At 68.9% G+C, this 26,387-nt stretch carries 23 protein-coding genes and 3 pseudogenes; 10 read left to right on the forward strand and 16 right to left on the reverse strand.

All coding sequences use genetic code 11. The annotated features are described in order from the left end of the window. From ACWCQ1_RS48115 to ACWCQ1_RS48150, 8 genes are all read right to left on the reverse strand, one after another. The coding region (locus tag ACWCQ1_RS48115; protein ID WP_451029615.1) for a beta-ketoacyl synthase N-terminal-like domain-containing protein at positions 1–878 on the reverse strand (878 nt) is incomplete at its 3' end. 349 nt (positions 879–1,227) lie between these two features. After that, complete coding sequence (araA, locus tag ACWCQ1_RS48120) at positions 1,228–2,745, reverse strand: L-arabinose isomerase (protein WP_451029616.1); 1,518 nt, start codon at positions 2,743–2,745, stop codon at positions 1,228–1,230. A gap of 358 nt (positions 2,746–3,103) precedes the next feature. Continuing rightward, complete coding sequence (araB, locus tag ACWCQ1_RS48125) at positions 3,104–4,756, reverse strand: ribulokinase (RefSeq protein WP_451029617.1); 1,653 nt, start codon at positions 4,754–4,756, stop codon at positions 3,104–3,106. Between the two features lie 140 nt (positions 4,757–4,896). After that, positions 4,897–6,942: an RICIN domain-containing protein gene (locus ACWCQ1_RS48130; RefSeq protein WP_451029618.1), complete on the reverse strand. Its 2,046-nt coding sequence runs from the start codon at positions 6,940–6,942 to the stop codon at positions 4,897–4,899. A gap of 104 nt (positions 6,943–7,046) precedes the next feature. Beyond that, complete coding sequence (arfA, locus tag ACWCQ1_RS48135; RefSeq protein ID WP_451029619.1) at positions 7,047–8,567, reverse strand: arabinosylfuranosidase ArfA; 1,521 nt, start codon at positions 8,565–8,567, stop codon at positions 7,047–7,049. A gap of 57 nt (positions 8,568–8,624) precedes the next feature. Then, positions 8,625–9,527: a carbohydrate ABC transporter permease gene (locus ACWCQ1_RS48140; protein ID WP_451029620.1), complete on the reverse strand. Its 903-nt coding sequence runs from the start codon at positions 9,525–9,527 to the stop codon at positions 8,625–8,627. Beyond that, positions 9,524–10,519: a carbohydrate ABC transporter permease gene (locus ACWCQ1_RS48145; protein WP_451029621.1), complete on the reverse strand. Its 996-nt coding sequence runs from the start codon at positions 10,517–10,519 to the stop codon at positions 9,524–9,526. Before ACWCQ1_RS48145 ends, ACWCQ1_RS48140 begins: the two co-directional genes overlap by 4 nt. Positions 10,520–10,953: 434 nt before the next feature. Beyond that, entirely contained in the window at positions 10,954–12,315 is a 1,362-nt protein-coding gene (locus ACWCQ1_RS48150) for an ABC transporter substrate-binding protein (protein WP_451029622.1), read from the reverse strand. A 482-nt stretch (positions 12,316–12,797) separates the two neighbouring features. Here ACWCQ1_RS48150 and ACWCQ1_RS48155 point away from each other — a divergent pair, with 482 nt between their 5' ends. Next, on the forward strand, positions 12,798–13,859 hold the full coding sequence (locus ACWCQ1_RS48155) for a LacI family DNA-binding transcriptional regulator (protein WP_451029623.1): 1,062 nt from the start codon (positions 12,798–12,800) through the stop codon (positions 13,857–13,859). A 42-nt stretch (positions 13,860–13,901) separates the two neighbouring features. Next, positions 13,902–14,027 (forward strand): annotated as a pseudogene (locus ACWCQ1_RS48160) (DinB family protein); the annotation flags it as partial. A gap of 33 nt (positions 14,028–14,060) precedes the next feature. Here the strand turns inward: ACWCQ1_RS48160 and ACWCQ1_RS48165 are convergent. Next, complete coding sequence (locus tag ACWCQ1_RS48165) at positions 14,061–14,537, reverse strand: ATP-binding protein (protein ID WP_451029624.1); 477 nt, start codon at positions 14,535–14,537, stop codon at positions 14,061–14,063. Between the two features lie 179 nt (positions 14,538–14,716). Between ACWCQ1_RS48165 and ACWCQ1_RS48170 the strand changes: the two genes are divergently transcribed. Continuing rightward, entirely contained in the window at positions 14,717–15,058 is a 342-nt protein-coding gene (locus tag ACWCQ1_RS48170) for an STAS domain-containing protein (protein ID WP_451029625.1), read from the forward strand. A gap of 226 nt (positions 15,059–15,284) precedes the next feature. Here ACWCQ1_RS48170 and ACWCQ1_RS48175 read toward each other — a convergent pair whose 3' ends face one another. The 5 genes from ACWCQ1_RS48175 to ACWCQ1_RS48195 all read right to left on the reverse strand — a co-directional run bounded on the left by ACWCQ1_RS48175 (position 15,285) and on the right by ACWCQ1_RS48195 (position 19,519). After that, positions 15,285–15,761 carry a hypothetical protein gene (locus ACWCQ1_RS48175; protein WP_358609293.1) on the reverse strand — a complete coding sequence of 159 codons (477 nt, stop codon included), beginning with the start codon at positions 15,759–15,761 and terminating at the stop codon, positions 15,285–15,287. 28 nt (positions 15,762–15,789) lie between these two features. Next, positions 15,790–16,644, reverse strand: a complete 855-nt coding sequence (locus ACWCQ1_RS48180) for a DNA polymerase Y family protein (protein ID WP_451029626.1) — start codon at positions 16,642–16,644, stop codon at positions 15,790–15,792. Between the two features lie 93 nt (positions 16,645–16,737). Then, positions 16,738–17,238 carry a VOC family protein gene (locus ACWCQ1_RS48185; RefSeq protein WP_451029627.1) on the reverse strand — a complete coding sequence of 167 codons (501 nt, stop codon included), beginning with the start codon at positions 17,236–17,238 and terminating at the stop codon, positions 16,738–16,740. A 317-nt stretch (positions 17,239–17,555) separates the two neighbouring features. Continuing rightward, a complete protein-coding gene (locus ACWCQ1_RS48190; RefSeq protein ID WP_358609281.1) occupies positions 17,556–18,359 on the reverse strand; it encodes a citryl-CoA lyase in 804 nt (267 codons plus the stop codon). Next, positions 18,356–19,519, reverse strand: a complete 1,164-nt coding sequence (locus tag ACWCQ1_RS48195) for a CaiB/BaiF CoA transferase family protein (protein ID WP_358609278.1) — start codon at positions 19,517–19,519, stop codon at positions 18,356–18,358. The genes ACWCQ1_RS48190 and ACWCQ1_RS48195 overlap by 4 nt, the downstream gene beginning before the upstream one ends. A gap of 49 nt (positions 19,520–19,568) precedes the next feature. Here ACWCQ1_RS48195 and ACWCQ1_RS48200 point away from each other — a divergent pair, with 49 nt between their 5' ends. After that, entirely contained in the window at positions 19,569–19,886 is a 318-nt protein-coding gene (locus tag ACWCQ1_RS48200; RefSeq protein WP_358609275.1) for a VOC family protein, read from the forward strand. Between the two features lie 313 nt (positions 19,887–20,199). Here the strand turns inward: ACWCQ1_RS48200 and ACWCQ1_RS48205 are convergent. Next, positions 20,200–20,539 (reverse strand): annotated as a pseudogene (locus tag ACWCQ1_RS48205) (IS630 family transposase); the annotation flags it as partial. A gap of 39 nt (positions 20,540–20,578) precedes the next feature. Between ACWCQ1_RS48205 and ACWCQ1_RS48210 the strand changes: the two are divergent. Both ACWCQ1_RS48210 and ACWCQ1_RS48215 read left to right on the forward strand, forming a co-directional pair. After that, positions 20,579–21,151, forward strand: a complete 573-nt coding sequence (locus ACWCQ1_RS48210) for a dioxygenase (protein WP_451029628.1) — start codon at positions 20,579–20,581, stop codon at positions 21,149–21,151. 84 nt (positions 21,152–21,235) lie between these two features. Beyond that, positions 21,236–22,353: pseudogene (locus ACWCQ1_RS48215) on the forward strand (IS630 family transposase). 283 nt (positions 22,354–22,636) lie between these two features. On the opposite strand, the gene ACWCQ1_RS48220 reads toward ACWCQ1_RS48215, so the two are convergent. Then, the gene (locus ACWCQ1_RS48220) at positions 22,637–23,254 is read right to left on the reverse strand and encodes a TetR/AcrR family transcriptional regulator (RefSeq protein WP_451029629.1); all 618 of its coding nucleotides are present in this window, start codon (positions 23,252–23,254) and stop codon (positions 22,637–22,639) included. 123 nt (positions 23,255–23,377) lie between these two features. On the opposite strand from ACWCQ1_RS48220, the gene ACWCQ1_RS48225 reads away from it, so the two are divergent. The 4 genes from ACWCQ1_RS48225 (at position 23,378) to ACWCQ1_RS48240 (ending at position 26,173) form a co-directional block, all read left to right on the forward strand. Continuing rightward, the gene (locus ACWCQ1_RS48225) at positions 23,378–23,767 is read left to right on the forward strand and encodes a Dabb family protein (RefSeq protein WP_451029630.1); all 390 of its coding nucleotides are present in this window, start codon (positions 23,378–23,380) and stop codon (positions 23,765–23,767) included. Between the two features lie 28 nt (positions 23,768–23,795). Continuing rightward, a complete protein-coding gene (locus ACWCQ1_RS48230; protein WP_059207504.1) occupies positions 23,796–24,698 on the forward strand; it encodes an SDR family oxidoreductase in 903 nt (300 codons plus the stop codon). 81 nt (positions 24,699–24,779) lie between these two features. After that, positions 24,780–25,079, forward strand: a complete 300-nt coding sequence (locus tag ACWCQ1_RS48235; protein WP_451029631.1) for a dioxygenase family protein — start codon at positions 24,780–24,782, stop codon at positions 25,077–25,079. A gap of 383 nt (positions 25,080–25,462) precedes the next feature. Beyond that, positions 25,463–26,173 (forward strand): SDR family NAD(P)-dependent oxidoreductase, encoded by a 711-nt coding sequence (locus ACWCQ1_RS48240; protein ID WP_358609268.1) that lies wholly within the window; start codon positions 25,463–25,465, stop codon positions 26,171–26,173. Positions 26,174–26,387: the final 214 nt, after the last annotated feature.

Genomic DNA, 26,387 nt, shown 5'->3' on the forward strand with positions numbered 1-26,387 from the left:
ACCCGGTGCCCGTTGCGGCGGGCGTCGGAGAGTTTCTCCAGGACGAGTATGCCTACGCCTTCGGACCAGCCGGTGCCGTCGGCGGACGCGGCGAACGACTTGCAGCGGCCGTCCGCTGACAGCCCCTTCTGCCGGCTGAACTCCACGAACGTTCCGGGAGAGGACATCACGGTGACGCCGCCCGCCAGGGCGAGCGAGCACTCACCCTGGCGCAGTGCCTGGACCGCGAGATGCAGGGTGACCAGGGAGGAGGAGCAGGCGGTGTCGACGGTGACCGCCGGTCCCTCGAAGCCGAACGTGTACGACACCCGGCCCGACAGCACACTGCCGGCCCCGCCGGTCAACCGGTGGCCGTCCGCCCCGTCCACGGGCTCGAACAGGTACGGGCCGTAGTCGTGGTACATGATGCCTGCGTAGACGCCGGTCCTGCTGCCGCGCAGGCCCGTCGGGTCGATGCCGGCCGTCTCGAAGGCCTCCCAGGACGCTTCGAGGAACAGCCGCTGCTGGGGGTCCATGGCGAGTGCCTCGCGCGGGGAGATCCCGAAGAACTCCGCGTCGAACTCGGCCGCATCGTGCAGGAACCCGCCCTCGCGGGTGTACGAGGTGCCGGGCCGGTCCGGGTCCGGGTCGTGCAGCCGCTGCAGGTCCCAGCCCCGGTCGACGGGGAACGCAGAGATGGCGTCGGTGCCCTGCTCGACCAGCTCCCACAGCCCCTCGGGCGAGGTGACGCCGCCCGGGTAGCGGCAGCTCATGCCGACCACGGCGATCGGTTCGCGCGCGGCGGCGAGCAGCTCCTGGTTCTGCTGACGCAGCCTGCTGGTCTCCTTCAGCGAGTCCCGCAGCGCTGCCACGACCGCTTCGGACGAGGTGTTGTTCATCGGGATTCCTCCGTGGATACCCCCGCCTTCAGGCGGGGGAGGAAGCGGACTCCTGCGGAGCAGGGCAGGGAAAGCCGATGCGCCGCCAGGGCGGATCGGCGTTTACCGCCAACGAGCCGCAGGTGAGTGGTGGTTTGTGTGGCGTCTGGTCGGCGATGACCAAGCTGGCCGGGCCTACCGCCGGGCTGGCGGGATGTCAGGTCTGTGGAGCTGGCGTAAGACTGCTGGGCGTACCCACGTCCCTTGCCGTTAGTTCGGGGCAGCTGCTGTCTGAGAAGCAGAAAGCTCAACCCGCGAGGGAAGAATCTCCCGGCTTCAGCCGGGGGAGAAGTCAAGGTCCCTTCCTCTCTCACAGCGCCTGGGCGAGGCGGTGGTAGGCGGCGTTCCAGCGGATTTCCTTGGCGAGTTGTTCGGAGCTGGTGTGCTCGTCGATGGTGAGCAGTTCGACGTCCGTCATGGCGGCGAAGTCGGTGAGCGTTTCGATGTCGACGGCGGAGCTGAGCACGGTGTGGTGTGGGGCACCGGTGAGCAGCCAGCTCTCGGCCGACTCCGCCAGGGAGGGGCGCGGCTTCCACACGGCCCTGGCCACCGGCAGATGGGGCAGCGGCTGGCTCGGGGTCATGACGTCCACGGCGTTCGCGGTCAGCCGGAAGCGGTCTCCGAGGTCGGCGAGGCCGACGACGACGGCGGGACCCTCGGCGGCGTCGAAGACCAGGCGGACGGGGTCCTCGCGGCCGCCGATGGACAGCGGGTGGATCTCGCAGCGGGGGCGGTCGGCGGCCACCGAGGGGCAGACCTCCAGCATGTGGGCCCCGAGGACGCGCGGGGTGCCGGGGCCGAGGTGGTAGGTGTAGTCCTCCATGAACGTGGTGCCGCCGGGCAGGCCGGCGCCTATGACCTTCATCGTGCGCAGCAGCGCGGAGGTCTTCCAGTCGCCCTCGCCGCCGAAGCCGAACCCGTCGGCCATCAGGCGCTGGACGGCGATACCGGGGAGCTGGCGCAGTTGGCCGAGGTCCTCGAAGTTGGTGGTGAAGGCGGTGAAGCCGCCTTCGGTGAGGAAGGTGCGCAGGCCCAGTTCCTGGCGGGCGGCGTACAGCAGTGAGTTGTGGCGGATGCCGCCGGGGCGCAGGGCGGGGACCACGTCGTAGGTCTCGACGTACTCGTCGGCGAGTTCGGTGGCCGCCTTGTCCTCGACCGCGTCGACCACGGCCACCAGGTCGTTGACGCTGTAGGTGTTCACCGAGAAGCCGAACCGCAGCTGCGCCTCGACCTTGTCGCCCTCGGTGACGGCGACGTCGCGCATGTTGTCGCCGAAGCGGGCCAGGCGCAGGGTGCGTGCCGCGTGGCGGCCGGCGGCGGCCCGCGCCCAGGCGGCGACACGCCCCACGACCCGCGGGTCCGTGGCGTGACCGGCGACGATCTTGCGGTTGACGCCGACGCGGGCCTCGATGTGGGCGAACTCGCGGTCGCCGTGCGCGGCCTGGTTGAGGTTCATGAAGTCCATGTCGATGCTCGACCAGGGCAGCGACAGGTTGTACTGGGTGTGCAGGTGCAGTACAGGCCGGTCCAGCGCGCTCAGCCCGGCGATCCACATCTTCGCCGGGGAGAAGGTGTGCATCCACACGATCACGCCGACGCAGGTGTCGGAGGCGGTGGCCTCCAGGCACAGGCGGCGGATCGAATCGGCGTCGGTGAGGACCGGCTTGAACACGATCCGCAGGGGGATCTCGCTTGCCGCGTCGAGGCGTTCGGCGATATTCCGGGCCTGGTGGGCGACCTGGGCCAGCGTCTCCTCGCCGTACAGGCCCTGGCTGCCGGTCAGGAACCAGACCTCGTGGCTGTCGTAGGGCTGCGGTTGTGTCGTCATCGGGATTCCTCCGTGGATACCCCCGCCTTCAGGCGGGGGAGGAAACGGACTCCTGCGGAGCAGGGCAGGGCAAGCCGATGCGCCGCCAGGGCGGATCGGCGTTCACCGCCAACCACCCGCAGGCAAGTGGTAGCTTCTGTGGCGTCCGGTCGGCGATAACCAAGCTGGCCGGGCCTACCGCCGGGCTGGCGGGATGTCAGGTCTGTGGAGCTGGCGTAAGACTGCTGGGCGTACCCACGTCCCTTGCCGTTGGTTCGGGGCAGCTGCTGTCTGAGAAGCAGAAAACTCAACCCGCGAGGGAAGAATCTCCCGGCTTCAGCCGGGGGAGAAGTCAAGGCGGTTCCTTTCACAAAGTGGCTCAGGCGGAGGCTTCGGTGCGGATGCGGCGCAGGCGGTGCATGACGTCGTTGGTGCCGCGGCCGAAGTAGTCGTGCAGCACCCGGTACTCCGTGTACAGGCGCTCGTAGGCCGCCGCGCGTTCGGGGTCGGGTACGTAGGCCCGGCGCTGGACGCTGCCCATGGCGTGGGCGGCGGCGCGGATGTCGGAGTACGCCCCGGCTGCGACGGCGGCGTGCATGGCGGCGCCGAGGGCCGGGCCCTGGGTGGAGCCGATGATGCTCAGCGAGCGGCGGGTGACGTCGGCGTAGATCTGCATCAGCAGTGCGTTCTTCGTCAGGCCACCTGCGATGATCAGTTCCTTCACCGGAACGGCGGCGGCCTCGAAGGCGTCGATGATGGTGCGGGTGCCGAAGGCGGTGGCCTCCAGCAGGGCGCGGTAGATGTCCTCGGGGCGGGTGGACAGGGTCTGGCCGATGAGCAGGCCGCTGAGGTCGTGGTCGACCAGCACCGAGCGGTTGCCGCTGTGCCAGTCCAGGGCCACCAGGCCGTGCTCACCGACCTTCTGTCCGGCGGCGAGGGCGGTCAGATACTCGTGCGGGCTCTGGCCCGCGGCCGCGGCTTTCTCGGCGTACTCGGCGGGGAAGCTGGTGCGTACGCACCAGGCGAAGATGTCGCCGACACCGCTCTGGCCGGCTTCGTAGCCCCACAGTCCCGGCAGGATTCCGCCGTCGACGACACCGCACATGCCCGGCACCGGGGCCTGCTGCTCGGAGCTCATCACGTGGCAGGTGGAGGTCCCCATGATGGCGACCATCTGTCCCGGTTCGACCGCCTTCGCGGCCGGGGCCGTGACATGGGCGTCGACGTTGCCGACGCAGACCGCGATGCCCTCCGGCAGGCCCGTCCAGGCCGCGGCCTCGGCCGTCAACCGCCCTGCCGCGGCGCCCAGTTGTGCGATCGACTGGTCCAGCTTGTCGGTGACGAAGCCGGCGAAGTCCGGGTGCAGGGCCGCCAGATACTCGGGCGACGGGTAGGCCCCGTCCTGGTACTGCCCCTTGTAGCCGGCGGTGCAGGCGTTGCGGACGTAGGTGCCGCACAGCCGCCACACGATCCAGTCTGCCGCCTCCAGCCACCGCTCGGTGCGGTGGTAGATCTCCGGGTCCTCCTCCAGGACCTGCAGGGCCTTGGCGAACTCCCACTCGGAGGAGATCTTCCCTCCGTACCGCTCAAGCCACGGCTCCTTGCGTTCGGCGGCCAGCGCGTTGATCCGGTCGGCCTGGCCCTGGGCGGCGTGGTGGCGCCACAGCTTGACGTAGGCGTGCGGGCGGGCGCTGTACTCGGGGAGTTCGCACAGGGGGGTGGCGTCGGCGAGGACCGGCAGGACCGTGCAGGCGGTGAAGTCGGTGCCGATGCCGATGACCTGTCCGGCCTGGACACCGGCGCGGGCCAGGGCCTCGGGTACGGCGTTGCGCAGGACGTCGGTGTAGTCCGAGGGGACCTGGAGGGCCCAGTCGGGGGGCAGTCGGGTTCCGTCGGGCAGGGTGCGGTCGAGGACGGCGTGGGTGTAGGCGTGCTCCGCCGACGCGAGCTCCGCGCCGTCCCGGACGCGGACGACGACGGCACGGCCGGACAGGGTGCCGAAGTCGACGCCGACAACACAGGGTTCTTCCATCACGGCGGCCCTTCTTCTTTCACGTACGGATTGTTCGGTATTTCGATCGATGTTCGAGTGGATGCCAAGAGGTTTGTGTCGCCTTTTGAGAGGGACCGGGGCCCGGCCCGCAACCGGGCCCCGGTGGCTGAAGGAACCGGTCAGTTGACCCGGGCGATCTGCCAGAGTTCGTCGTCGGCTCCGTTGTCCGCCGACTGCACGATCAGCGCGCCGTTGGCGGTGGAGGCCGAGGCGACGTCCGCCACCAGGCCGCTGCCGACGTTGACGAGCTTGAAGTAGCCGTTGCCGGCGTCCGTGAGCGTCCACTTCTGACCGTTCGCGGTGGACGACGAGTTCTGGACGACGGCCGCACCGGCCGAGGTCGAGCCGTTGTTGTCGAGGAACAGACCGCTGTTGACGTTCTTCACGGTCCACGCCCCGCCGCTCTGCGCCGTGAAAGTCCACAGCTGGCAGTTGTTGGCGGTGTTCACCCACTGGCCGGCCTGCTTGCCCACCGTCGTGGACGCGCCGGGGATCTCCAGGAACTTGCCGCTGTTCTTGTTGATCAGGCGGTACTGGCCGGTGGCCAGGTTCGGCAGGGCGGTCTGGGTGAGGTTCCAGCGCTGGCAGGCGCAGCCGGTGTCGGACCACTGCCCGGCGGCGGTGCCGACGGTCGTGGACGCGCTGGGGATCTCCAGGTACTTGCCACTGTTGCGGTTGGTGGCGGTGAAGCCGCCCGCCGGGTTGGGGGCGACGGCCCACTCGTGGTCGAGGGTGCCGTTGTCGTCCCACTGCAGGACCTTGGCGCCGTTGGCGGTGGAGGCGTTCTGCACGCCCAGGAGCTTGCCGCTGGCCACGTTGAAGATCTTGAAGTAGCCGGACGTCTGCTGGACGAACTTCCACTGCTGGTCGGTGGCGTTGTCGGCGTTCTGCTGGGTGGCGAAGGTGCCGTTGGTGGTGGTGCCGCCGACGATGGTCAGCATCAGGTGGCTGTTGGCGTTGGACATGGTGTAGGTGGCACCGTCGGAGATGCCGCCGCCCAGGTCGATGGTGCCGTAGGTGACCGGGTTCTCGACGGTGTTGCTGACCACGCCCGCGCTGAAGATCTCCAGGCTGTGGCCGTCGGCGAGGGGTACCATGCCGCGGCTGTAGCCGCGGGGGACGGTGGAGGCGATGCGCGTCCAGGCGCCCGCCGCACCGTTTTGCGTGTTCAGGAAGAGGTCGGTGGTGCTCTGGCCGCTGACCACCAGGGTGCCGTTGGGACCGCCGGTGGGGAGCCAGGTGATGAACGGCGCGCTGGTGGGCACGTACCCGTCGGTGGACCTCAGGACGGTGCCGGTGACGGAGCCGAACGCCTCGGGGTCGGAGGAGATCTTGTAGTAGACCGCGAAGTTGGCTTCGGGTGCTCCCCCGTATTCGTACGTCATCACGTAGTTGCCGTTGGGCAGTCGCGTGACGACCGGCATGCCGGGACGGTTGGTGTAGGTCGGCATGGCCACGTCGTCCACGACCGAGGACCAGGTGATGCCGTCGGTGGTGGTCTGGTGGACGATCTTCTGGGCGTGGTTGGGGTCACGCTGGTCGGAGTAGTACACGATCAGCTTGGAGCCGGACACCATCAGGAACGGCTCCCACACCGGGGTCTCACCGTTGGTGACGTCGGCCCTGCCGCCCTGGGCAATGCTGCTGACGAACGACCAGGTCGCGCCGTGGTCCGTGCTGGCGTACAGGTCCAGCTCGGTCGAGGACAGGTCGTTCGGGATGGAGTTGCCGGCGGCGAGGATCGTGCCGGCCGGGAAGTTGCCGATCTGCGTGGGCAGTTCGTACAGTTGCGGCTGGTAGCGCATGCCGAAGCCGTTGTGGGTGTCGCTGATGCTGGAGATCTGCGTCCAGCTGTTGCCGTTGTCGGTGCTGCGGTAGATCGGGAAGACGGGGGTGCCCGAGCTGTACTGCTCGAACGTGGCGAGCAGGTTGCCGTTGGACGCACCGCTGTACTGCAGGCGCAGGCCGCGCGGGTAGAGCGCGCCGGGCGACGGGGCGGTCGACGGCGAGGTGTACATCGTCTGGGACGCGCGCGAGATCGCGTGCGCCTGGCCGGAGGCGGGCAGGACGAGGGCGACGGCGGCTGCGAGCAGGGCCAGCAGCAGGGTGATCGCCTGGGATCGGGGTACGGCGCGGAGTCTTGCGCCTTCCCTGGTGGTGGACATGTGCGGCTCCCAAGGAATGTCCGGGAAGAGGGGGTGGTGCGGGGCCCGCCGCTCCCCAGGGGGAAAAAGGGGAGGCGGGAGCGGCGGGTGTCGGAGGGGGCGTGTCAGCCGGCGCGGCGCAGCCGAATGACGTTCCAGGAGACCGGCGGCAGGCTCGCGGTGAGCCGTCCGTCGGTGACGAACCCGGTGCCGGCCTCGCGCGGGCGGACCCGGCCGGGGTTGTCCTGGGTGTTGGCGGCGCGCAGGTCCGGGTCGGCGAGGACGGAGTGCTCCACCGGGGTGTAACCGGTGAAGGCCCGCAGGTCGAGGGCGAGTTCGACGTTTTCGCTCTGGTGCCGGTTGACGGCGAAGACGGTGAGCTCGTCGGCCCCGTCTGCGCCGGCGACGTGCGTGGCCACGGCGTCGAGGACGGGGACCTCGCCGAACCGCGCCGTCTCGTACAGGGGGGCGACCGGCTCCACCCGCAGGACCGTGCCACGCGCGTGGCGAGCCGCCTGGGCGAAGGGGTGGAAGGTGGTCTGCCGCCAGCTCGGACCGCCCGGTTCGCTGCGGATGGGCGCGATGACGTTGACGAGCTGGGCGAGGGAGGCGGCGGTGACGCGGTCGCTGTTGCGCAGCAGGCTGATCAGCAGCCCGCCGACCACGACGGCGTCCGCGACGTTGTACTCGTCCTCGATGACCCGGGGGGCCACGGCCCACTCGGCGGGCTTTCCCTGGGCCTCGAAGCGGGTGTTGTACCAGACGTTCCACTCGTCGAAGGAGAGGTTGATCCGCTTCTTGTGCCGCAGCTTGGCGCGTACGTGGTCGGCGGTGGCGACCACGGACTCCACGAAGTGGTCCATGTCGACACCGGAGGCCAGGAAGCTGCCGAGGTCGCCGTCGAGTTCCTCGTAGTAGGCGTGGCAGGAGATGTAGTCGACCTGGTCGTACGCCTCCTCCAGGACGGTGGCCTCCCAGGCGCCGAACGTCGGCATCGAGGAGCTGGAGCTGCCGCAGGCCACCAGTTCCAGTTTCGGGTCGACCATGCGCATGGCCCGCGCGGTCTCGGCGGCGAGGCGGCCGTACTCGGCGGCGGTCTTGTGGCCGGTCTGCCAGGGGCCGTCGAGCTCGTTGCCCAGGCACCACATGCGGATGCCGAAGGGGTCGGGGGCGCCGTTCTTGATCCGCTGGTCGGACCAGGCAGTGCCGCCCGGGTGGTTGGCGTACTCCAGCAGGTCCAGGGCCTCGGCGACGCCGCGGGTGCCGAGGTTGACGGCCATCATCGGCTCGACGCCGGCCTTCTGGGCCCAGCGGTGGAACTCGTGCAGGCCAAACGCGTTGGTCTCGGTGCTGTGCCAGGCGAGGTCGAGGCGGGTGGGGCGGTCGGCGACCGGGCCGACGCTGTCCTCCCAGCGGAAGCCGGAGACGAAGTTGCCGCCGGGATAGCGCACGGTGGTCACGCCCAGCTCGCGCACCAGGTCCAGGACGTCACGGCGCAGGCCGTCCTCGTCGGCGAGCGGGTGGCCGGGTTCGTAGATGCCGGTGTAGACGCAGCGGCCCATGTGCTCGACGAACGAGCCGAAGGTGCGGGGGCTCACGTCGGCGACGCGGAAGGCGGGGTCGACGGTCAGGGAGGCGTGCAGCATGAAGGGCGCTCCGGGAAGTGCGGGGAGGGAGAGGGGTGAACTGGCGGGCTCTTCAGCTCACTTGAGGCTTCCGACGGTCAACCCGCCGCGCCAGTACCGCTGGAGAAGGAGGAAGGCGACGATCAGCGGCAGGATCGCCACCAGGGAACCGGCGATGACGAGGGTGAACAGCGCGTTGGCGCCGGACTGGATCAGCGCTCCCTGGTACCAGGACTGCAGGCCGACGGTGAGCGGGAAGAGCTTGTCGTTGTTGAGCATCACCAGCGGCAGGAAGAAGTTGTTCCAGGTGCCGACCATGGAGAACAGCAGCACGGTCACCAGCGCCGGCTTCAGCGTCGGCAGCGCCACGTTGAACAGCACCCGCAGCTCCCCCGCGCCGTCGACCCGGGCCGCCTCCAGCAGCTCGTCCGGCAGGGACTCCTGCACGTAGACGCGCACCAGGTAGACCCCGAACGGGTTGAGCAGGGAAGGCAGGATGACCGCCCACATGGTGTTGGTCAGCGCCACCTTGCTCAGCAGCAAATAGGTGGGGATGGCCAATGCGGTCGCCGGAACCATGATCGCGCCGAGCAGGCTGGAGAAGAGCAGGTTGCGGCCGGGAAAGCGGTACTTGGCGAAGGCGTACCCGGCGAGGGTGGCCACGGCGGTGGCGCCGACGCCGCTGACGCCCGCGTAGATCGCGGTGTTGCCCATCCAGCGCAGGTACTCGCCGTCGTTGTAGGTGAACAGCTGCTGGAGGTTGTCGAAGAACGAGCCCGGCGAGTGGAACCACAAGGCCGCGGTGGAGAACAGCGCGTCGTTGTTCTTCGAGGCCGCGACGAGCAGCCACCAGAACGGCAGCAGGAAGTAAAGGATCATCGCCACCATCACCGCGTTGACGGTGACGCGCCCTCGGGTGGAGGACTTGACGCGGGGCGCCCGGTCGGGGGCGGCGGGAGAGGGGGCGGTGGCGGTGGTCACTTCAGTCCGCTCCTTTTGCGCGCGGCGAACAGGAAGAGGTAGGAGCCGATGAAGACCACCGCTCCGAGCGAGAACGAGATGGCGGCGGAGTAGTTGAACTCCGAGTACTGGAAGGCGAGGTTGTAGGCGTACAGGTTCGGCGTGTAATCCGGGGTGATCACCGAAGAGGCGGTCGGCTCCAGGACGCGCGGCTCGGTGAAGAACTGCAGCGTGCCGATGATCGTGAACATCAGCGTGAGGACGATCCCCGAGGAGATCATCGGGATCTTGATGCGCAGCGCCGTCTGGACCTGCCCGGCACCGTCGAGCTTGGCCGCCTCGTAGACCTCGCGGGGCAGGCCCTGCAGCGCCGCGTACAGGACGATCATGTTGTAGCCGGTCCACTGCCAGGTCACCACGTTGCCCAGCGAGGTCAGCATCAGGCCGTGCCCCAGCAGGTCGACCTTCCCCAGACCGAGGGCGTGGCTCAGGGAGTTCACCGGGCCGAAGGTGGGGCTGTACAGGAAACCCCACATCAGCGCGCCGATCACCGCGGGCACGGCGTACGGCATGAACAGTGTCATCCGGAAGACCTTGGCGAGGCGGCCGGTGACCTCGTCGATGATGAGGGCGCCGAGCAGCGCCAACCCCAGCATCAGCGGGATCTGCACCACGCCGAAGACCACCACACGCCGCACACCGGCCAGGAAGTGCGGGTCGGTGAAGGTCTGCTTGTAGTTGGCGAACCAGCTGAAGTGGTCACCGCCGACCAGGGTGGAGGTCCGCAGGCTCAGCCAGAAGGCGTACGCCAGCGGCGCCACCAGGAAGGCCGCGAAGAGCAGGCCGAACGGGGTGACCAGCAGCAGGCCCATGGCCTTGTGGCGGGTACGGGCGGACAGCCCCCCGGAGCGCCGGCCCGTCCTGCGGTCGGCGGCGGGGGTGCCGCCGTCCTTCGCGACGGGTCGGCCCAGGGGTACGGCCGCCGTGGATCCCTGCTGTCGGAGCAGGCTCATCTGGATTCCTCCGTGGATACCCCCGCCTTCAGGCGGGGGAGGAAACGGACTCCTGCGGAGCAGGGCAGGGAAAGCCGATGCGCCGCCAGGGCGGATCGGCGTTCACCCCCAACCACCCGCAGGTAGTGGTCGTTTGTGTGGCGTATGGTCGGCGATGACCAGGCTGGCCGGGCCTACCGCCGGGCTGGCGGGATGTCAGGTCTGTGGAGCTGGCGTAAGACTGCTGGGCGTACCAACGTCCCTTGCCGTTAGTTCGGGGCAGCTGCTGTCGGAGAAGCAGAAAGCTCAACCCGCGAGGGAAGAATCTCCCTGCTTCAGCCGGGGGAGAAGTCAACGCATCTCCTTGCGCGTCTCGCGGGGCCCCGGCCGGCGGCGGGCGTACGGCGCTCGCACGCCGCCGCCGGGGGCAGTGATCAATCGGGGACCGGGGCCGGTTACTGGCTGACCTTGAATCCCTGCTTGCTCGCGTAGGAGGTCACCTGCTGCTGGACGTTGTCGTTCACGGCGGACCAGTCGGTCTGGCCCTGGAGGGCCTTGCCGACCTCACTGGTGTCGGTGTTGTAGGCGAAGTCCTGGAACGGGCTCCAGTCGAAGCTGCCGATGCCGTTGGCCGCGGGCACGAACACCTTGTTGATCTGCTGGCCACCGAAGAAGTCGTACTTCTTGTCCCCGAAGTACGAACCGTTGAGGATCGGCTTGGACAGCGGGAAGAGGTAGGCCTGGTCGATGCCGATCTTCCAGGCGGCCTGCGAGGTGCCGAAGAGCTCCCGGGCGACCTCGGTGGCCTCCTTCGGGTGCTTGGTCTGCGAGGTCACGGAGAAGCTCGAACCGCCCCAGTCGCCCTGGGCGGTGCCGCCCGCCGTCCACTGCGGCAGCGGGGCCACGCGCCACTTGCCCGCGGTCGCCTTCGCGACGCTGGAGAGATAACCCGGACCCCAGCCGGCCGCGATGTAGGTGGCGTACTTGCCGCTGCTGAGGCCGTTGTAGAAGTCCGTGGTCGCATACGACTGGGTGTCGACCAGCTTGTTCTTGACCAGGTCGCCCCAGTACTCGTACACCTTCTTGGCGCCGGCGTCGTTGAGCTTCACACCGATGTCCGGCAGCTTGCTCGCCGAGTAGGTGTAGGGGCGGGAGCCGGCCTGCCACATCAGGCCCTGGCGCCAGCCGCCGGCCGTCTCGTCGCTGCCGAAGTCGGTCAGGTACGCCTTCGGGTCGGCCTTGTGCAGCTTGGCCGCCTCCTCCTTGTACTCCGCCCAGGTCGTCGGCACCTTCAGCTTGTACTTCTTGAACAGGTCGGCCCGGTACATCATCGCCATCGGGCCGCCGTCGACCGGGATGGCGTAGACGTGGTCACCGTCGGAGACCTGCTTCCAGGCCCAGTCCACGTAGTTGCCCTGGTCGGCATTGGCGCCGTACTTGCCCATGTCGAGCAGACCCTTGGAGAGCTGGATCGTCGGCAGCTCCTGGAACTCCAGCATGACGACGTCGGGGGCGCCCTGGCCGGCCTTCAGCGCGGTCTTCAGCTTGGTGTACTCGTCCTGGCCGACGCCCGCCTGCACCCAGTCGACCTGGACGTCCTTGTGGGTCTTGTTGAACTGGTCCACGACCGGCTTGAAGGCGGGGTACCAGGCCCACACCTTGATGTGCACCGGGCCGCTGCTCGCGGCACCGCTCCCGCTGCCGCCGCCGTTTCCGCCGCCGCAGGCCGCGAGGAGCACGCCGGCGAGGGCGGCGGAGGTCGCCGCGACGGCGGTCCGGCGGACGGTACGGAGCCTGGGCTGTCTGCTGGAGGACATAGAAATCTCCCGGGTGAGGGTGCCTGAGGGGCAGGGGGACGGAGGTAAGAGGAGGAGATACGGCGAGGTGCGCGCAGGGGGCGCCGGGCAGGCGGAGGTACGGCGTCGACGGGCCGAGGGCATGCGGGTACGCCGGCCCGGGTGGACTGCCCGCCGCAGATCCTGGCGGGCGGACGTCATGGGACGCGGGAGGGTGGGCGTCGGTGACGTCGTGAAGAGGGAGAGACAGGTGTGAGATCAGCGCGCGATCAGAGAACAACGAGTAAAGAGTGATGCCCCATCAGGACGGGTGCGGCTCCCGGCCCGTGAGAGGTTGCTGTTCCCACTACGGCTCCTACGGGTTGGCCCCGTGGGGATTTCCGGGGCTCTCTGCTACGCTCTGCAGCGCTGCAAAAGTGTTAACCGAGAACTTGCCACGCTGCAAGAGGTAACCCCGAGGAAACTTTCAGCGCTGAAACCGACATCCGGGATGAAGGTGGCATATGACTAAGGGCGTCACACTCCGCGACGTCGCGTTGCTCGCCGGCGTCTCCAGCCGGACCGTGTCCAATGTGGTCAACGGCTACGCGCCCGTCTCCGAGGCCACCCGAAACCGGGTGCAGCGGGCCGTGGACGAGCTCGGCTACCGGCCGAACGTGCTGGCCCGTAACCTCGCCGCCGGGCGGTCGGGCCAGATCGCGGTGGTCGTGCCGTACCTGGATACGCCGTACTTCGCCGAACTGCTGCAGGGCATCATCCGCGCGGCCCGGGTGCAGGGGTACAACGTCCTGATCGACCAGACGGACGGCGACGCCGAGCACGAGAAGATGTTCCTCAGCCGCGGCTCCCAGCAACTGCTGTTCGACGGAGTCATCTTCAGCCCGCTCGGCCTCGCCCAGTCCGATCTGTCCGAGCGCGACCCGAGCCTGCCCCTCGTCGTGCTCGGCGAGCGCGTCAGCGACGGCAGCTTCGACCACGTCGGCATCGACGACGTCACCGCCTCCCGCGAGGCCACCGAGCACCTGCTCGACCTCGGCCGGCGCCGGGTCGCCGCCATCGGCGACCAGCCCTACCGCACCGGCGAGGCGGCCCAACTACGCACCCGCGGCTACCGGCTGGCCCACGAGCGGGCCGGCATACCGGTCCGGGAGGAACTCGTCATCTCCACCCCGCGCTTCAACCGATCCGACGGAGCCTCGGCGATGGCCCACCTGCTCGACCTCGAGGAGCCGCCCGACGCGGTCTTCTGCTACAGCGACCTCGTGGCCCTGGGCGCCCTGCACACCCTTGCCGAACGCGGGCTGCGCGTGCCGGAGGACGTCGCCGTCGTGGGCTACGACGACATCGAGGACGGCCGCTACTCCAACCCGCCCGTCACGACGATCTCGCCGGACAAGAAGATGATCGCCGAGACGGCGGTGGAGCGCCTCCTCAAGCGGATCGGCAGCCCCGCCCCCGTCCCCGGAAGGGAGATCCGGGCCCCGCACCGGCTGATCCCACGGGCAAGCACCATCGGGCGGGAACGGCAACCTGACCATGAACACCAAAATGCGCAACACGGATGACCGATCAAAGGTCGTCTTCTTCCCGGTGTTCCTCGGGAGCTGGAGCCGGTGCGCGGCTGCTGGAGCATCCGCCCACGTGGCACGTCGGCCGCACCGATGTCGGAAGGATCGGGGAACTGGACGATGGACTCCGCGTCCCCTGCACCGGTGACCACGATTGCCTGGCGGCCGCTGAACCGGCGGAGCCCGGCGGGATCGCCTTTAGGGGAGCGGGCGGGCGGCGGTCTCGTCCGGGGTGTCGGTGAGGGTGACACGGGCGGTGATGCGTTTGCCGACCGCCTCCCGCACGGCTTCGACGCTCTGGGCGATGGCCGCCACGATCTCCAGACCGTGCTGGCCCACCCGGCCGGCGTCGGCCGGCCGGGCCGCCGGCAGCACCGGCTCGGAGTCCCACACCACCACCTCCACCACCCCACCGGCGATCCGCAGCTCCAACAGCACCGGACCCGGCGCGTACTTGCGGGCGTTGGTGACCAGCTCACTGACCACCAGCTGCGTCAGATCCCGCACCCGGGCCGACACCGCCAGCCCGTGACGGGTCGCGACCTGGGTGAGGAAGTCGGCTGCCCGGTGACGGGCCTGGGCGATACACGCACCGTCCCCCTCCAGAGCGACGGACTTCTGCAGGACGCATCCCGGCGGCGCGCTACAGCCGTCACCCGCTGATCCGTCGTCCATCACGCCGCCTTCGCTCCCCGTTTCACACCCCCGTGCGTACCCGCGCCCGCGGGGATGATGACGCCCGGCGCCTTTTCGATGGTTGCGCCACCCACACGCCCTGCCCGTAGCCTGGGGCCACTTCAGATCAAGGGCCCGGGTAGGTCACCGGCATGGGTGGGGAAAAGGTGACGGATACCGTGCCAATCGACTCATCCGGCCGGCTGTCGGTCGTCTCCACCCACGCCGACGGCATCCTGGTGCTCTCCCTGGCCGGAGAGATCGACCACGACACCGGTCCCATCCTCCGCCAGGCCCTCAGCGACGCCGATCCCCGCATCGTGGTCGACCTGAGCCAGGTCACCTTCATGGACTCCACCGGCATCAACATCCTCATCGCGGCCCACAACGCCCTCGCACAGGCGGGTGGCTGGCTGCGCCTGGCCGCCCCCACCCGCACCGTCCTGCGCACCCTGCAGATCGTCGGCGTCGACGCCGTCATCGACTGCCGCAAAACCCTCCGCCAAGCCCTCTCCGTCTGACGGCCGTCACCCAGCCGACCAGGCGCTGATGTCTGGTACGCACGAGGTCCCGCAGCCTGACTCGGGGGGTGACTGCGGCACCCCTGCCACCCCCCACAGAGCGGGGAAAACCGCGGCCGGGCTGAACTCCCGGCTGCCCTGTACGGACGCTGCCATACTGCGCTGAACAGGTGATAGCCCCTGCCGCCCCGGTCCTCCACGAAACCGGCTTCCTGAGATGCCAGGTCTAGCCACGGCCCGTCCAGAGACCGTCGGCATCCTGCAGGGTGGCGCGGAACCGGTCGATCGTGGCCCGCACATGCGTCGCCTCGCCCCACTCTGCGCCGTACTCCCCCGCAGGCAGACGTCCGTGGCACACGAACTGCTCGGCAACCGCGGCCACATCCTCCGGTGCGGCGTAGACGCAGTGCAGCACCGTCAGCGGACGGCTCCCACCGGAACGGAGGTGGAGGCCGTGCAGGGAGTAGGCCCAGCCGGTGTCCTCATCCCAGTCGAAGCGGATCCCGCCGGTGCGGTCGGCGGTGCGGCTGGTGTCCCGGCCGAGCACGATGGACAGCCGGTCTCCGAACCGCGGAAGGCGGTAATCAGCCCGTACGGTGCCCGGCGGGATGCCCCGCCGCGTGAGGGCGTCGTCGACGGCCTGGAGGTAGGGCCACTGCGGCAGATGGTGGGCCGGTCCGAGGCTCGGCGGGTTGAGGATCACGGCCCCCCTCCACGGCCGGCGAGCCGCATCATGAGGCGCGGCGGAAGACGGCGGCCGAGCCGATGACGCCCAGGCCGAACTTGTCCCGGACGCGGTCGATGGCCGCTTCGGCGACCAGCCGGGCCTCGCGGGCGCCGTCCAGGCTGATCTGCCGCGCGACCTGGCCGGCATCGATGAGGTCCTCGCCCCTCAGGGTGAGCGCGGTCAGCCGGCCGCGCTGCAGGCCGGCGGCGTCCATCAGCTGGTAGGCGATCAGGCGCAGGTCGTCGTCGTGCGCAGACGGCTCGGCAAGGCGGCGGGTCTTCTCCGACCGGCCGTTGCCGGCGAAGGTGAGCGTGAGCGTCATGGCGCGGGCCGCCTGCTCGCGTTGGCGCAGCTGCTGCCCGAGGCGGATGACCAGCTCGAGCAGGGCGGCGCGGACGTCGGCGCCGTCCAGGGTGTGCCGGTCGAAGGCGTGGCGGACGGTGGCGGTGGCGGGCAGGGCGCGGGGGACGACGGGGCGTGGGTCGATGCCGCGGGCCCGGTCCGCCGCGGTGCGGCCGGCGCGGCCGCCCAGCAGGCGCTGGATGGTGGCAGGCGGGGTGGCGGCGAGCAGGCCGACGTAGTGGATGCCGTACTCCCGCAGCACTTCGGCCTGGCGCGGGCCGATGCCGTGCAGGGCGTCGACGGGCAGCTGCCCCAGCCATGCGGCCACATCGCCGGGGTCGACGGCCAGGACACCGCCGGGGGCGGGGATCTGGGCGGAGGCGGTGGCCGCGACGGTGATCGAGGGGCCAACGCCGGCGCGGACGTCGACGCCCAGGCGCGAGAGGGCCCGTACCCGCAGCACCTCCCCCAGCCTGCGGGCGTCCGCACCGTGGTAGCTCGAGTTCCCGTGACCCACGAAGTACGGGTGAACGGCTGGCCGAGGTGCTCGCCATGGTCTCGCCCTGCCTGGGCTGAGCAGACCGAGTGGGCTGCGTGGGCTGAGCGGGGCTCAGGTGGCGGAGCCGGCCGCCGCGCCGGTTTCGAGGTCGGCGCCCCAGCGGTCGATGGACTCCTGAAGGTCCAGCGGCAGCAGTCGGGCCTGCTCGTCCTTGCTCGGCCAGTCCTCGCGCGGCACCCGCCACATCACCTCGAACTCGATGCCGTCGGGGTCCTTGGCGTAGAGCGACTTCGACACCAGATGGTTGGTGGCACCGACCAGCGCGCCGCGCCGCTGGAGCTTCTGCGCGATCTCGGAGAGCTCGCCGAGCGTGCCGACCTCCCAGGCCAGGTGGTAGAGGCCGACCTGTCCGGGGGTGGGGCCACCGGCCCTGGTGCCGACCGCGAAGAGACCGAGGTCGTGGTCGTTAAGGGTGTCCTTCGCGCTGAGGAAGGCGGCGCGGCCGGGGATCTCGACGGCCATCTTGAAGTCGAAGACGTCGGTGTAGAACTCGACGGACCGGGCGACCTCGCGGACGTAGAGGACCGCGTGGTTGAGGCGTCGTACGGGCATGACGGGTCTCCATTGCTTGAGCATTCAAGTACCAGTCGTCAGCGTACACATAAGTTGAGTGTTCAAGTATTGATCTTTCAGCCCGCCAATCCACTGCCCACCAGGCCGTGATGTCAGTTGCGTCAGACGAGATATTGGCTGGAGCCGGTCCACATGGGCGGTGCGAGGCGTGATGCCGCAGCCAGGCAACCGGCCCGCAGGTGGTCGTGGCCGTAACCCCGTCCTCTGTGGAGCCCGCCCGCCGGCGTCACCAACGGGCACCGCAGGAGGGGGCTGTCCCCATCCGTCGAGGCAGCCCCTCCTGTTCTTGCGGTTGTTTATCCGACGGCGTCACCGGCGACGTAGCGGGAGTTGCGGTCGACCGAGTGGTAGATGTCGGCGGCGATGGGGCGGCGGAGTTCCTCGGCGAGGTGGCCGAGGAGTCCGGCCGCGCGGGCCAGGAGAGCGAAGCCGCGCAGCAACTCTGCGGGGAGGCGGAGGTCGGCGAGTGCGGCACCGCACACGCCGGCGCCGTTGAGGGGCAGGGTCCGGCCGAGGATCTCGGGTGCCATGCGGCCGAGGGCCTCGAACAGGGCGAGGTGGGGGCCGTAAACCCCTTCCTCGCGTGCGATGCGGATGATCACCGGTGTACGCGGGTCGCGTTCCTTGTGCACGGGGTGGCCGAGGCCGGGCACGAACCGTTTGGTCGCCTTGCGTTCCGCCAGTGCCTTGCCGGCCAAGACGTCCCACTCCTCGGTGGTGGCCGGGAGCGGGTCTCCCGCGGCAGTGATCACCTCGTCGAGGAAGCGGCCGGTGTCCTCGGTGACGCCGAGGAAGCGGGAGCCGCCGCCGAGCAGGCCGGCGGCCATGGCTCCCTGGATGGACTCCGGTGCGGACAGCAGGGTCAGACGGGCGGCGATGGCGGTGGGGGTGAAGCCATGGTCGGCCAGCGCGACCAATACTGTCTCGAAGAGCCGTACCTCGCCCGCGCTGGGGCGGCGCTGGGCGGCGAGCCAGAAGGCGAGCTCGCCGAAGCCGACCTGGCCCATCAGGTCGTTCGCCAGGTCATGGCCGAGCAGTCTGATGGTGGTGGCATCCGATGTGCCGAGTCCGGTCGGGTACTGGGGCTGTCCGGCAGTCACTGATCCGCGTCCTTGTCCGCCGCGAGCCAGGCCCGCAGCTCGTCGCCGTGCTGGTCGAGGTCGGGGGGAGGGAGGATGTGCCGTGGCGCGGTGGCACTGAAGGTGATCGGGTTGCGGATCATCGGTGTCGCCTGCGGTCCTGAGCCGACGGTGACCACCGGGTCGAGCCCCAGCTCCTTGGCGAGGGCGACACCGCCGTCCACGTGGTTGATCGGTCCGCATGGGATCCCGGCCGCGGACAGTTTCTTGAACCACTCGTCCGCCGGGCGCTCCTTGAGCTTGGCGACAAGGAGCGGGCGCAGCTGTTCGCGGTTGCGGGTGCGGGCCTCGTTGCCGGCGAAGCGGGGGTCCTCGGGCAGCTCGGCCAGGCCGAGTTCGGCGCAGAGTCTGCGGAACTGGCCGTCGTTGCCTGCGATGACGATGAGGTCCTTGTCCGCCGTGGGCAGCGGCTCGTAGGGGAAGAGACTGGGGTGTGCGTTGCCCATCCGGTGCGGGACGACGTCGCCGGCCACGTAGGCGGAGGTGTGGTTCACCAGTCCGGACAGCGCTGAGGACAGAAGATTGACCTCCACGTGCTGCCCGGCCCCGGTCACGTTGCGGTGGTTCAGGGCGGCCAGGATGCCGATGGCGGCGTGCAGCCCCGTCATGACGTCGAACACCGAGATCCCCGCCCGATACGGCGGGCCGTCCGCGTCTCCGGTCAGGCTCATCAGACCCGATGCCGCCTGGACCAGCAGGTCGTAGCCGGGCAAGGACGCCCCACCCGCGGTGCCGAACCCACTGATCGAGGCATAGACCAGTCCCGGGTTGTCGGCGCTGACCATGTCGTAGTCCAGGCCGAAGCGCGTCAGGCCGCCGGGCTTGAAGTTCTCGATCATGACGTCGGCGCGCGAGACCAATTCCCTGGCCAGGCGCAGGTCTTCGGGGTTCTTGAGGTCCAGGGCGATGGACCGCTTGTTGCGGTTGATGCCGAGGTAATAGGTCGAGACCTCGCCCCGGACCGGCGGCACCCAGGTGCGCGTGTCGTCACCGGCGGGCGATTCCACCTTGATCACCTCGGCGCCCATGTCCCCGAGCAGCATGGTGGCGTACGGCCCGGCGAGGATGCGGGAGAAGTCGGCGATCAGCAGCCCGTCGAGGGCTCCAACTGTGTCGGTCATCGGGCGACACCCTTCAACATGTCCGCCATACGGACGACTGTCCGATAGTTTGGCCGACCAGGAGCAGTTCGGCCCGAGGATGCCGCACTCGCCGTTCCAGCACATCGCGCTCAAGGTCACCGAGGAGGTGCAGGACGCCATCGCCCAGCGGCTCGAGGACGCCGGCTGGAAGCCCGAGGAGACCTACGTCCTGGAGCACGGGTACTGCCGGTCCCTGTACACCAGCGACCCGAACGGCCTCCTCCTCGAGTTCACCCTGGACGCCCCCGGCATCGAAGCCTCCGACGAGGAGCGCCGACGGACCGCGCACGCCGAACTCAAGTCGTGGCTCGAAGGTGACCACGTCAGCAACAACACCTACCGCTGAGCCCCAGTGCCGCCGCCCGTACCCACCGCCCATCCATGTGTCCCACGCGGATGGGTACGGGCGGCCCCCGGGCGCTCAGCGGCGACACCGAGTACCGCCCGCCAGACAGGCGACGAGGCGGGTCCGAACATCAGGGCCTTCGCCGGCTCCTCATAGCGGCGATCCGCCGGCCGACGAGGCCGCCCATGGACAAACCGACACAGTGGGCCGGGCGGGGTCGAGCCGTTCGATCAGCTCCACCGCGGCGATGGCCAAAGTGTGCATACCGTAGGGCCCGCCGCCCGGCCGAGACAGGTCTGGCGGTCGACTCGTCCAGGAAGTCGCCGAATGTCACGGCCCGGTGCTGGGCGGACAGTTTGCCGATCACCTTTGCGGTGGCGGTGTTCAGGGCCGCGAACAGGTCAACCGTCCCGTGCCGCACGTAGTCGAAGCTGCGGCGCTCAGGGACACCCGGCACCATGGGCCAACACCGGAGCGGTCCGCTCAAGGGCCTGGATCTGCGGTTTCTCGTCCATCGCGAATACCGCGGCGTTCGCCGGCAGGGCGAGATACGGCCCGACCACGTCACGGATCTGGTCGATCAGCAGCGGATCCGGAGAAATCTTGAAGTCCTGCGTGCGCCACGGCTGCAGCCCGAACGCCCGCCAGATCCGCAGCACACTCCCCATTTCAGGTCGGACCAAGGAGGACTCATGGCCTTCGTGACGGAGGACAACATCACCAGCCTGGCCGTGAAGCGGTGGGCCACCGCCCACTCACCCCGGCTCGCCGAGCTGATGACCGCGCTGGTGTGGCACCTGCACGAATTCGCCAGAGAGGTCGATCTCACCGAGGACGAGTGGATGGCGGCCGTCGAGTGGCTCACCGCGACCGGCCGGATCAGCGATGACAAGCGTCAGGAGTTCATCCTGACCTCCGACGTCCTGGGCCTGAGCACCCTCGTCGTCCAGCTGAACCACCGCTTCTCGCCGCGCGCCACCCCGGCGACCGTGCTCGGCCCGTTCCACATCGACGGATCCCCGGCGGCCCCGTACGGATTCGACATGTCCGACGGCATCCCGGGCACCCCGCTGTTCGTCAGCGGCCGCGTCCTCGGTCTTGACGGCAATCCGCTGCCGGACGTGGTGCTGGACGTGTGGCAGGCCGATGCCGACGGCGCGTACGAAGCCCAGCTCCCGGATATCGACGAGGCGCGGCTGCGCGCGAAATACCGGACCGAAAAGGACGGCACGTATTGTGTGCGCACCATCGCGCCGCGCGGCTAAGTGCTCTGACCGCGTAGGTTCGCCGGGTTGGTGGTCGTGGCGGTTGGATGTGCACTGACGTCCGTCCCGACCGCTGGGGGTGTGGTGGCAGAGCCTGTCCGTGTGCGCAGGTTGACCGATCAGGAGGGGCAGAAACTGCAGCAGATCGTGCGCCGGGGCAGCACCAGTTCGGTGCGGTTCCGGCGGGCGATGATGCTGCTGGCCTCGGCCGGCGGGAACCGGGTGCCGGTGATCGCGAAGCTGGTGCAAGCCGACGAGGACACCGTCCGGGACGTGATCCACCGGTTCAACGAGATCGGCCTGGCCTGCCTGGACCCTCAGTGGGCGGGAGGCCGTCCCCGCCTGCTCAGTCCTGACGACGAGGACTTCGTCGTCCAGACGGCCACCACCCGCCCCACCAAGCTCGGCCAGCCCTTCACCCGCTGGTCCATCCGCAAACTCGCCACCTACCTGCGGAAAGTGCACGGCCGCGTGATCCGGATCGGCCGCGAGGCATTACGGTGCCTGCTCGCCCGCCGCGGCATCACCTTCCAGCGCACCAAGACCTGGAAGGAGTCACCGGACCCCGAGCGCGACGCCAAGCTCGACCGCATCGAGCACGTGCTGGAACGCTTCCCTGACCGGGTGTTCGCGTTCGACGAGTTCGGCCCGCTTGGTATCCGGCCCGCCGCCGGCGCGTGCTGGGCTGCTGCTGGTCACCCCGAGCGCCATCCCGCGACGTACCACCGCACTCACGGAGTGCGGTACTTCCACGGCTGCTACTCGATCGGCGACGACACCCTGTGGGGCGTCAACCGTCGCAAGAAGGGCGCCGCGAACACCCTGGCCGCGCTCAGGTCGATCCGGGCCGCTCGCCCGGACGGTGCCCCGATCTACGTCATCCTGGACAACCTGTCCGCCCACAAGGGCGACACCATCCGCCGCTGGACGAAGAAGAACAGGGTCGAGCTGTGCTTCACGCCGACCTACGCGTCCTGGGCCAACCCGATCGAGGCTCACTTCGGGCCGTTGCGACAGTTCACGATCGCCAACTCCAACCACCGCAACCACACCACACAGACCCGGCCCTCCACGCCTATCTCCGCTGGCGCAACGCCAACGCCCGCCACCCCGACGTCCTTGCCGCCCAGCGTCGAGAGCGCGCCCGCAGCCGCAGTGAGAAGGGCATCCGATGGGGCGGACGAGCGAGGATGGCGGCTTGATCATTCGCTGACGTTCAACGTCGCGCAGTCCGCGACTCCAGTTCGGACAGCACCGCCCGGAGCCGCTCCAGGGCCGCGGTCGTGTCCGGCTCTCCGCGATTTCAAGGTCAAGATGGCAACGACCCATGCCGCTGCCCGCGCCGGTGACCTCGCCGTCGAGCTCGGACGCCGTCTCCAGAGCCTCCTCGACGTCGTCACGATCGATCGGCAGCCCCACGAAGACAATCTCGACGAACAGTCCGGTCCTCCCTCTAAACCCGGCGAACCACAGCGGTCAGAGCACCTAGCTGCTCGCCGGTCGACCGTTCGCCGGCGTCTCGGTTCGCCAGCCGAGGAGGATCGTGCGAAGCGCCTGTTCGGCGAGGTAGCGGGCGCGATCGTTGCCGACGCTGCCGAGGTAACTGAGCGACGCGATGCCGTACAGCGTGCCCCAGAGGATCTCACAAGTCTGGTCGAAATCGGCCAGGACCACGTCGTGTGCAGCCGACCAGGAGGTGAGCAGCTCCTTGAGGACGTCGATGACCGGTTCCGCGACGCGCCGGCGTTCGTCCGCGTCGACCATCGGGTCGTTCATGACCTGGAAGAGGTGGGGGTGCTCGCCGGCGAACCGGACGTACTGCGACGCAATGCGCGTCATGCGCCGGTCCGTATCGGGCTCCTGCGCGGCTTGGCGGAACTTGCTCAGCATCAGGCGGTGACCGTGCGCGACCAACTCCAGTACGAGCGCGTCCTTGTTGGCGAAGTGCTGGTAGACGACGGGCGCGGAATATTCGACATCGGTGGCGATGCGCCGGATCGTCAGGGCCGCGATGCCCTCGGTCTCGAGGACGTGCAGCGCGGCCTCGATGATCCGCTCCCGGGTGTTCGCCCGTTCACGGGCCCGTCTCGTGCTGGTCGGCATGGTCCGTCACTTCGCTTCGATGGTGTCCTCGAACACTAGTCACCGCCTTGACCGCGCCAGGCACCGCGCGTCATAGTTAACGCCGTTAGGAATTATAACGACGTTAGGAACGAGTAGTAAGTCATGATTTACCACATCAACAGAGTCACGATGAAGGCCACTGCGACGCCTGAGCAGATCGAAGGGGTGCTGGAGAGCTGGCGCAATCAGGGCCGGTCGAATCCCGCCATCAAGTCCTTCGTCGTCGGCCGCGACTACACGTACGGCGCGGTGTTCGTCGTCGAACATCTCGACGGTCTCTTCGCCTACCTGACGCACCCGACCACCTACCAGACCGACCACCTCGGGCTGCACCTGGTCGAACGGCTGGAGATCTTCGACGTCAGTGACGACGACCCTGACCTGAACGCCAAGATCCAGGAACTGCACCGGCGCCGCAACGAGCTCAACCCGCAGATCGCCGGCATGCTCGCAGACGTGCCCACCTACACCGGCTCCGGCGTGGACGACTGACCGATACCCCGGAGAAGGAGAAACCGCCATGGCCAAGCACGTCATCATCGGTGCCGGTTCCATCGGTACCAACGTCGCTCGTCTGCTCGCCGAGCGCGGCGAGAGCGTCCGGATCGTCACCCGCAGCGGCTCCGGCCCCGAGCACCCGCTGGTCGACCGGGTCGCCGCGGACGCGTCCGACCCCTCCCGCCTGACCGAGCTGTCCCGCGGCGCGGAAGTGATCTACCACTGCGCCAATCCACCCTCATACACGGTGTGGGAGCGCCTGTTGCCGCCCCTGCAGACGGCGGCCATCACCGCCGCCAAGGCGAACGACGCCGTCCTCGCGCTGACCGGCAGCCTTTACGCCTACGGTCCGCAGCCCGGCGGCCGGATGAACGAACACACCCCCATGGCCGCCACCGGGCACAAGGGCCGTCTGCGCAGACGCATGTGGGAACAGGCCCTCGCCGGGGGGATCCGCACCGTCGAGGTCCGCGGCTCCGACTACATCGGCAAGGACGCCAACGGCATCTACTCCCTGCTCATCAAGTCGGCCCTGCAGAAGGGAAAAGCGGCCTGGATCACCGGCCACCTGGACATGCCGCACACCTTCACCTTCAACGGCGACATGGCACAGGCCCTCATCACGCTGGCCTCGGAAGAACGCGCGTGGGGCCGACCCTGGCACGTGCCGTCCGCGCCGGCCGTCACCATTCGCGAGCTGGCGCGGCGCTACGCCGTCGCGGCGGGCCGGCCACCGGTCAAACTAATCCAGATACCGCGCTCCGTGACGCGTACGGCCGGGCTGATCGTGCCGATCGCCCGCGAGATGGCCGAGATGGACTACCAGTGGTACGCGCCGTTCCACATGGACGCGACGGAGACCGCCGACACCTTCCGCCTGACCGCCACCGACCTCGACACCGCCGTACGCAACGAGGTCAGCTGAACTCCCACCGCCACACCTGCAGGCCGACGGCATGGCCGCCGACACCGTGAACGTTCGTGGTCACGGCACTAAGCGATCCCGATGGACGGCCCGGTCGGTCATCTGATCCGCAAGACCGCCATCAGCCACTTCCGCCCTGCCCACATCCACTTTCTCATCGAGCAGCCCGGCCACGAGCGGCTGATCACCCATCTGTTCCAGCGGGGCTCCGAATTCCTCGACAGCGACGTCGTGTTCGGCACCAAGGACGAACTGATCGTGGACTTCACCGAGGAACCGGCCGGCGACGCCCCCGACGGCGGCACCATCCAGGAGCCCTACCTGCATGCCCGTTACGACTTCGTGCTCCAGCCTCAGGGCAGGGATGGAGCAATGTTGTGAGCTGCGGTCTGCTCCAGTGCTCTTCTTCGACGCTTTCCATGGATGACGGCCGGTCCTGGTCCGCCATCGCCGGGCGGTCTCTGTCGTGCGGCACGGTGAGTTCGGTGGGCTCCCGTGCATGCCGCTACCGGCACCGCCGGGCTGGGCCGTTGCTTCAGTCAGTGTGATGCCGCAGGCCTCTTCGCCCGGACGCAACGGAGGACGGGGCATCGTTCGGCCCGGGGATCTGATCGTGAGGTGCGGTCAGGCCGACGCGGGCCCCGGTCGGCCGAGTCCTTTGAACGAACCCGACGGCGCAGCCATAGAAGCCACTTCCAAAACCCTGGACCCACCGATCTTGCAAAAGAACCCGACCTGACCGTGTCTTGAAAGGCAGGACCGTTATGGCGACACTCGCAGTCATCGGCGCCGGACCAGGCCTGGGCCGCGCCATCGCCCAGCGTTTCGGTGCCGATGGTTTCGACATCGCGCTGGTCGCCCGGGACCCTGTGCGACTCGACGCGCTGGCGGCAGACCTTGGTGCAGGTGGCCTCACCGCCCGTGCCTACCCCGCCGACGTCACCGACCGGCGCGCCCTCGTATCCGCCCTGCAGCGGGTCGAAGCGGAGCTGGGGAGCATCGACGTCCTGGTGTTCAACCCCGCCAACCGGCTTCCTGCGCTGTCCATTGACGAGGTCACCGCCGAGGACACGCTGCGAGAACTGGAGCAGAAGGTACTGGGAGCCGTCACGGCTGTCGGCGCCGTCCTTCCCGGGATGCGTCAGCGCGGCCATGGCTCCCTGCTTTTCACCGTGGGATCGTCGGCCCTCTATCCCGTTCCGGCAATCGGCGCCGTGGGCGTTGCGGCCTCTGGCCTCCGCGCCTATGCCCTCTCCCTTCACCAGGCACTCGCAGCCGAGGGCATCACCGTCGGCCTGGCCGTGATCGACCTCTTCATCAAGCCAGGAGACGGGGAAGCCGATCCCGACTCCATCGCGGAGCGCATCCACCGGCTCCACGTGGACCGCAACCCTCCGGAGGTGAAGATCGGCAGCCTACGGGATAGGGGAACTCCGCCGCCACATGATCGCCGCCCTGCACAAGGCCCCAGGTAAGAGGCCCTTTCTGTTTCCTGACGATCCGTTGGACAGTCAGCTCCGTGAAGCGCGAGGTCAGAGCTGAAGGGGACGAACCTCCGGACCAACCGAACCATCGATCGATCGCTACGTGGACCTGAGGGGCCACGAGGTTTCCGGACAGGCACCCAATAGGGTTGTCCTGAACAAGGAAACGAGGACGAAGTGGCGCCACCCAGTAAGTACTCGCCGG

It is taken from the genome of Streptomyces sp. NPDC002144, from assembly GCF_053593695.1.

Bases quoted from the DNA above. Each gene is read 5' to 3' on its own strand.
- ACWCQ1_RS48225 (WP_451029630.1), top strand. From the start codon at position 23,378: ATGATTTACCACATCAACAGAGTCACGATGAAGGCCACTGCGACGCCT.
- ACWCQ1_RS48220 (WP_451029629.1), bottom strand. From the start codon at position 23,254: ATGCCGACCAGCACGAGACGGGCCCGTGAACGGGCGAACACCCGGGAG.
- ACWCQ1_RS48235 (WP_451029631.1), top strand. From the start codon at position 24,780: ATGGACGGCCCGGTCGGTCATCTGATCCGCAAGACCGCCATCAGCCAC.
- ACWCQ1_RS48195 (WP_358609278.1), bottom strand. From the start codon at position 19,519: ATGACCGACACAGTTGGAGCCCTCGACGGGCTGCTGATCGCCGACTTC.
- ACWCQ1_RS48210 (WP_451029628.1), top strand. From the start codon at position 20,579: ATGGCCTTCGTGACGGAGGACAACATCACCAGCCTGGCCGTGAAGCGG.
- ACWCQ1_RS48145 (WP_451029621.1), bottom strand. From the start codon at position 10,519: ATGAGCCTGCTCCGACAGCAGGGATCCACGGCGGCCGTACCCCTGGGC.
- ACWCQ1_RS48230 (WP_059207504.1), top strand. From the start codon at position 23,796: ATGGCCAAGCACGTCATCATCGGTGCCGGTTCCATCGGTACCAACGTC.
- ACWCQ1_RS48165 (WP_451029624.1), bottom strand. From the start codon at position 14,537: ATGGACGACGGATCAGCGGGTGACGGCTGTAGCGCGCCGCCGGGATGC.
- arfA (WP_451029619.1), bottom strand. From the start codon at position 8,567: ATGCTGCACGCCTCCCTGACCGTCGACCCCGCCTTCCGCGTCGCCGAC.
- araA (WP_451029616.1), bottom strand. From the start codon at position 2,745: ATGACGACACAACCGCAGCCCTACGACAGCCACGAGGTCTGGTTCCTG.
- ACWCQ1_RS48155 (WP_451029623.1), top strand. From the start codon at position 12,798: ATGACTAAGGGCGTCACACTCCGCGACGTCGCGTTGCTCGCCGGCGTC.
- ACWCQ1_RS48150 (WP_451029622.1), bottom strand. From the start codon at position 12,315: ATGTCCTCCAGCAGACAGCCCAGGCTCCGTACCGTCCGCCGGACCGCC.
- ACWCQ1_RS48240 (WP_358609268.1), top strand. From the start codon at position 25,463: ATGGCGACACTCGCAGTCATCGGCGCCGGACCAGGCCTGGGCCGCGCC.
- araB (WP_451029617.1), bottom strand. From the start codon at position 4,756: ATGGAAGAACCCTGTGTTGTCGGCGTCGACTTCGGCACCCTGTCCGGC.
- ACWCQ1_RS48130 (WP_451029618.1), bottom strand. From the start codon at position 6,942: ATGTCCACCACCAGGGAAGGCGCAAGACTCCGCGCCGTACCCCGATCC.
- ACWCQ1_RS48185 (WP_451029627.1), bottom strand. From the start codon at position 17,238: ATGCCCGTACGACGCCTCAACCACGCGGTCCTCTACGTCCGCGAGGTC.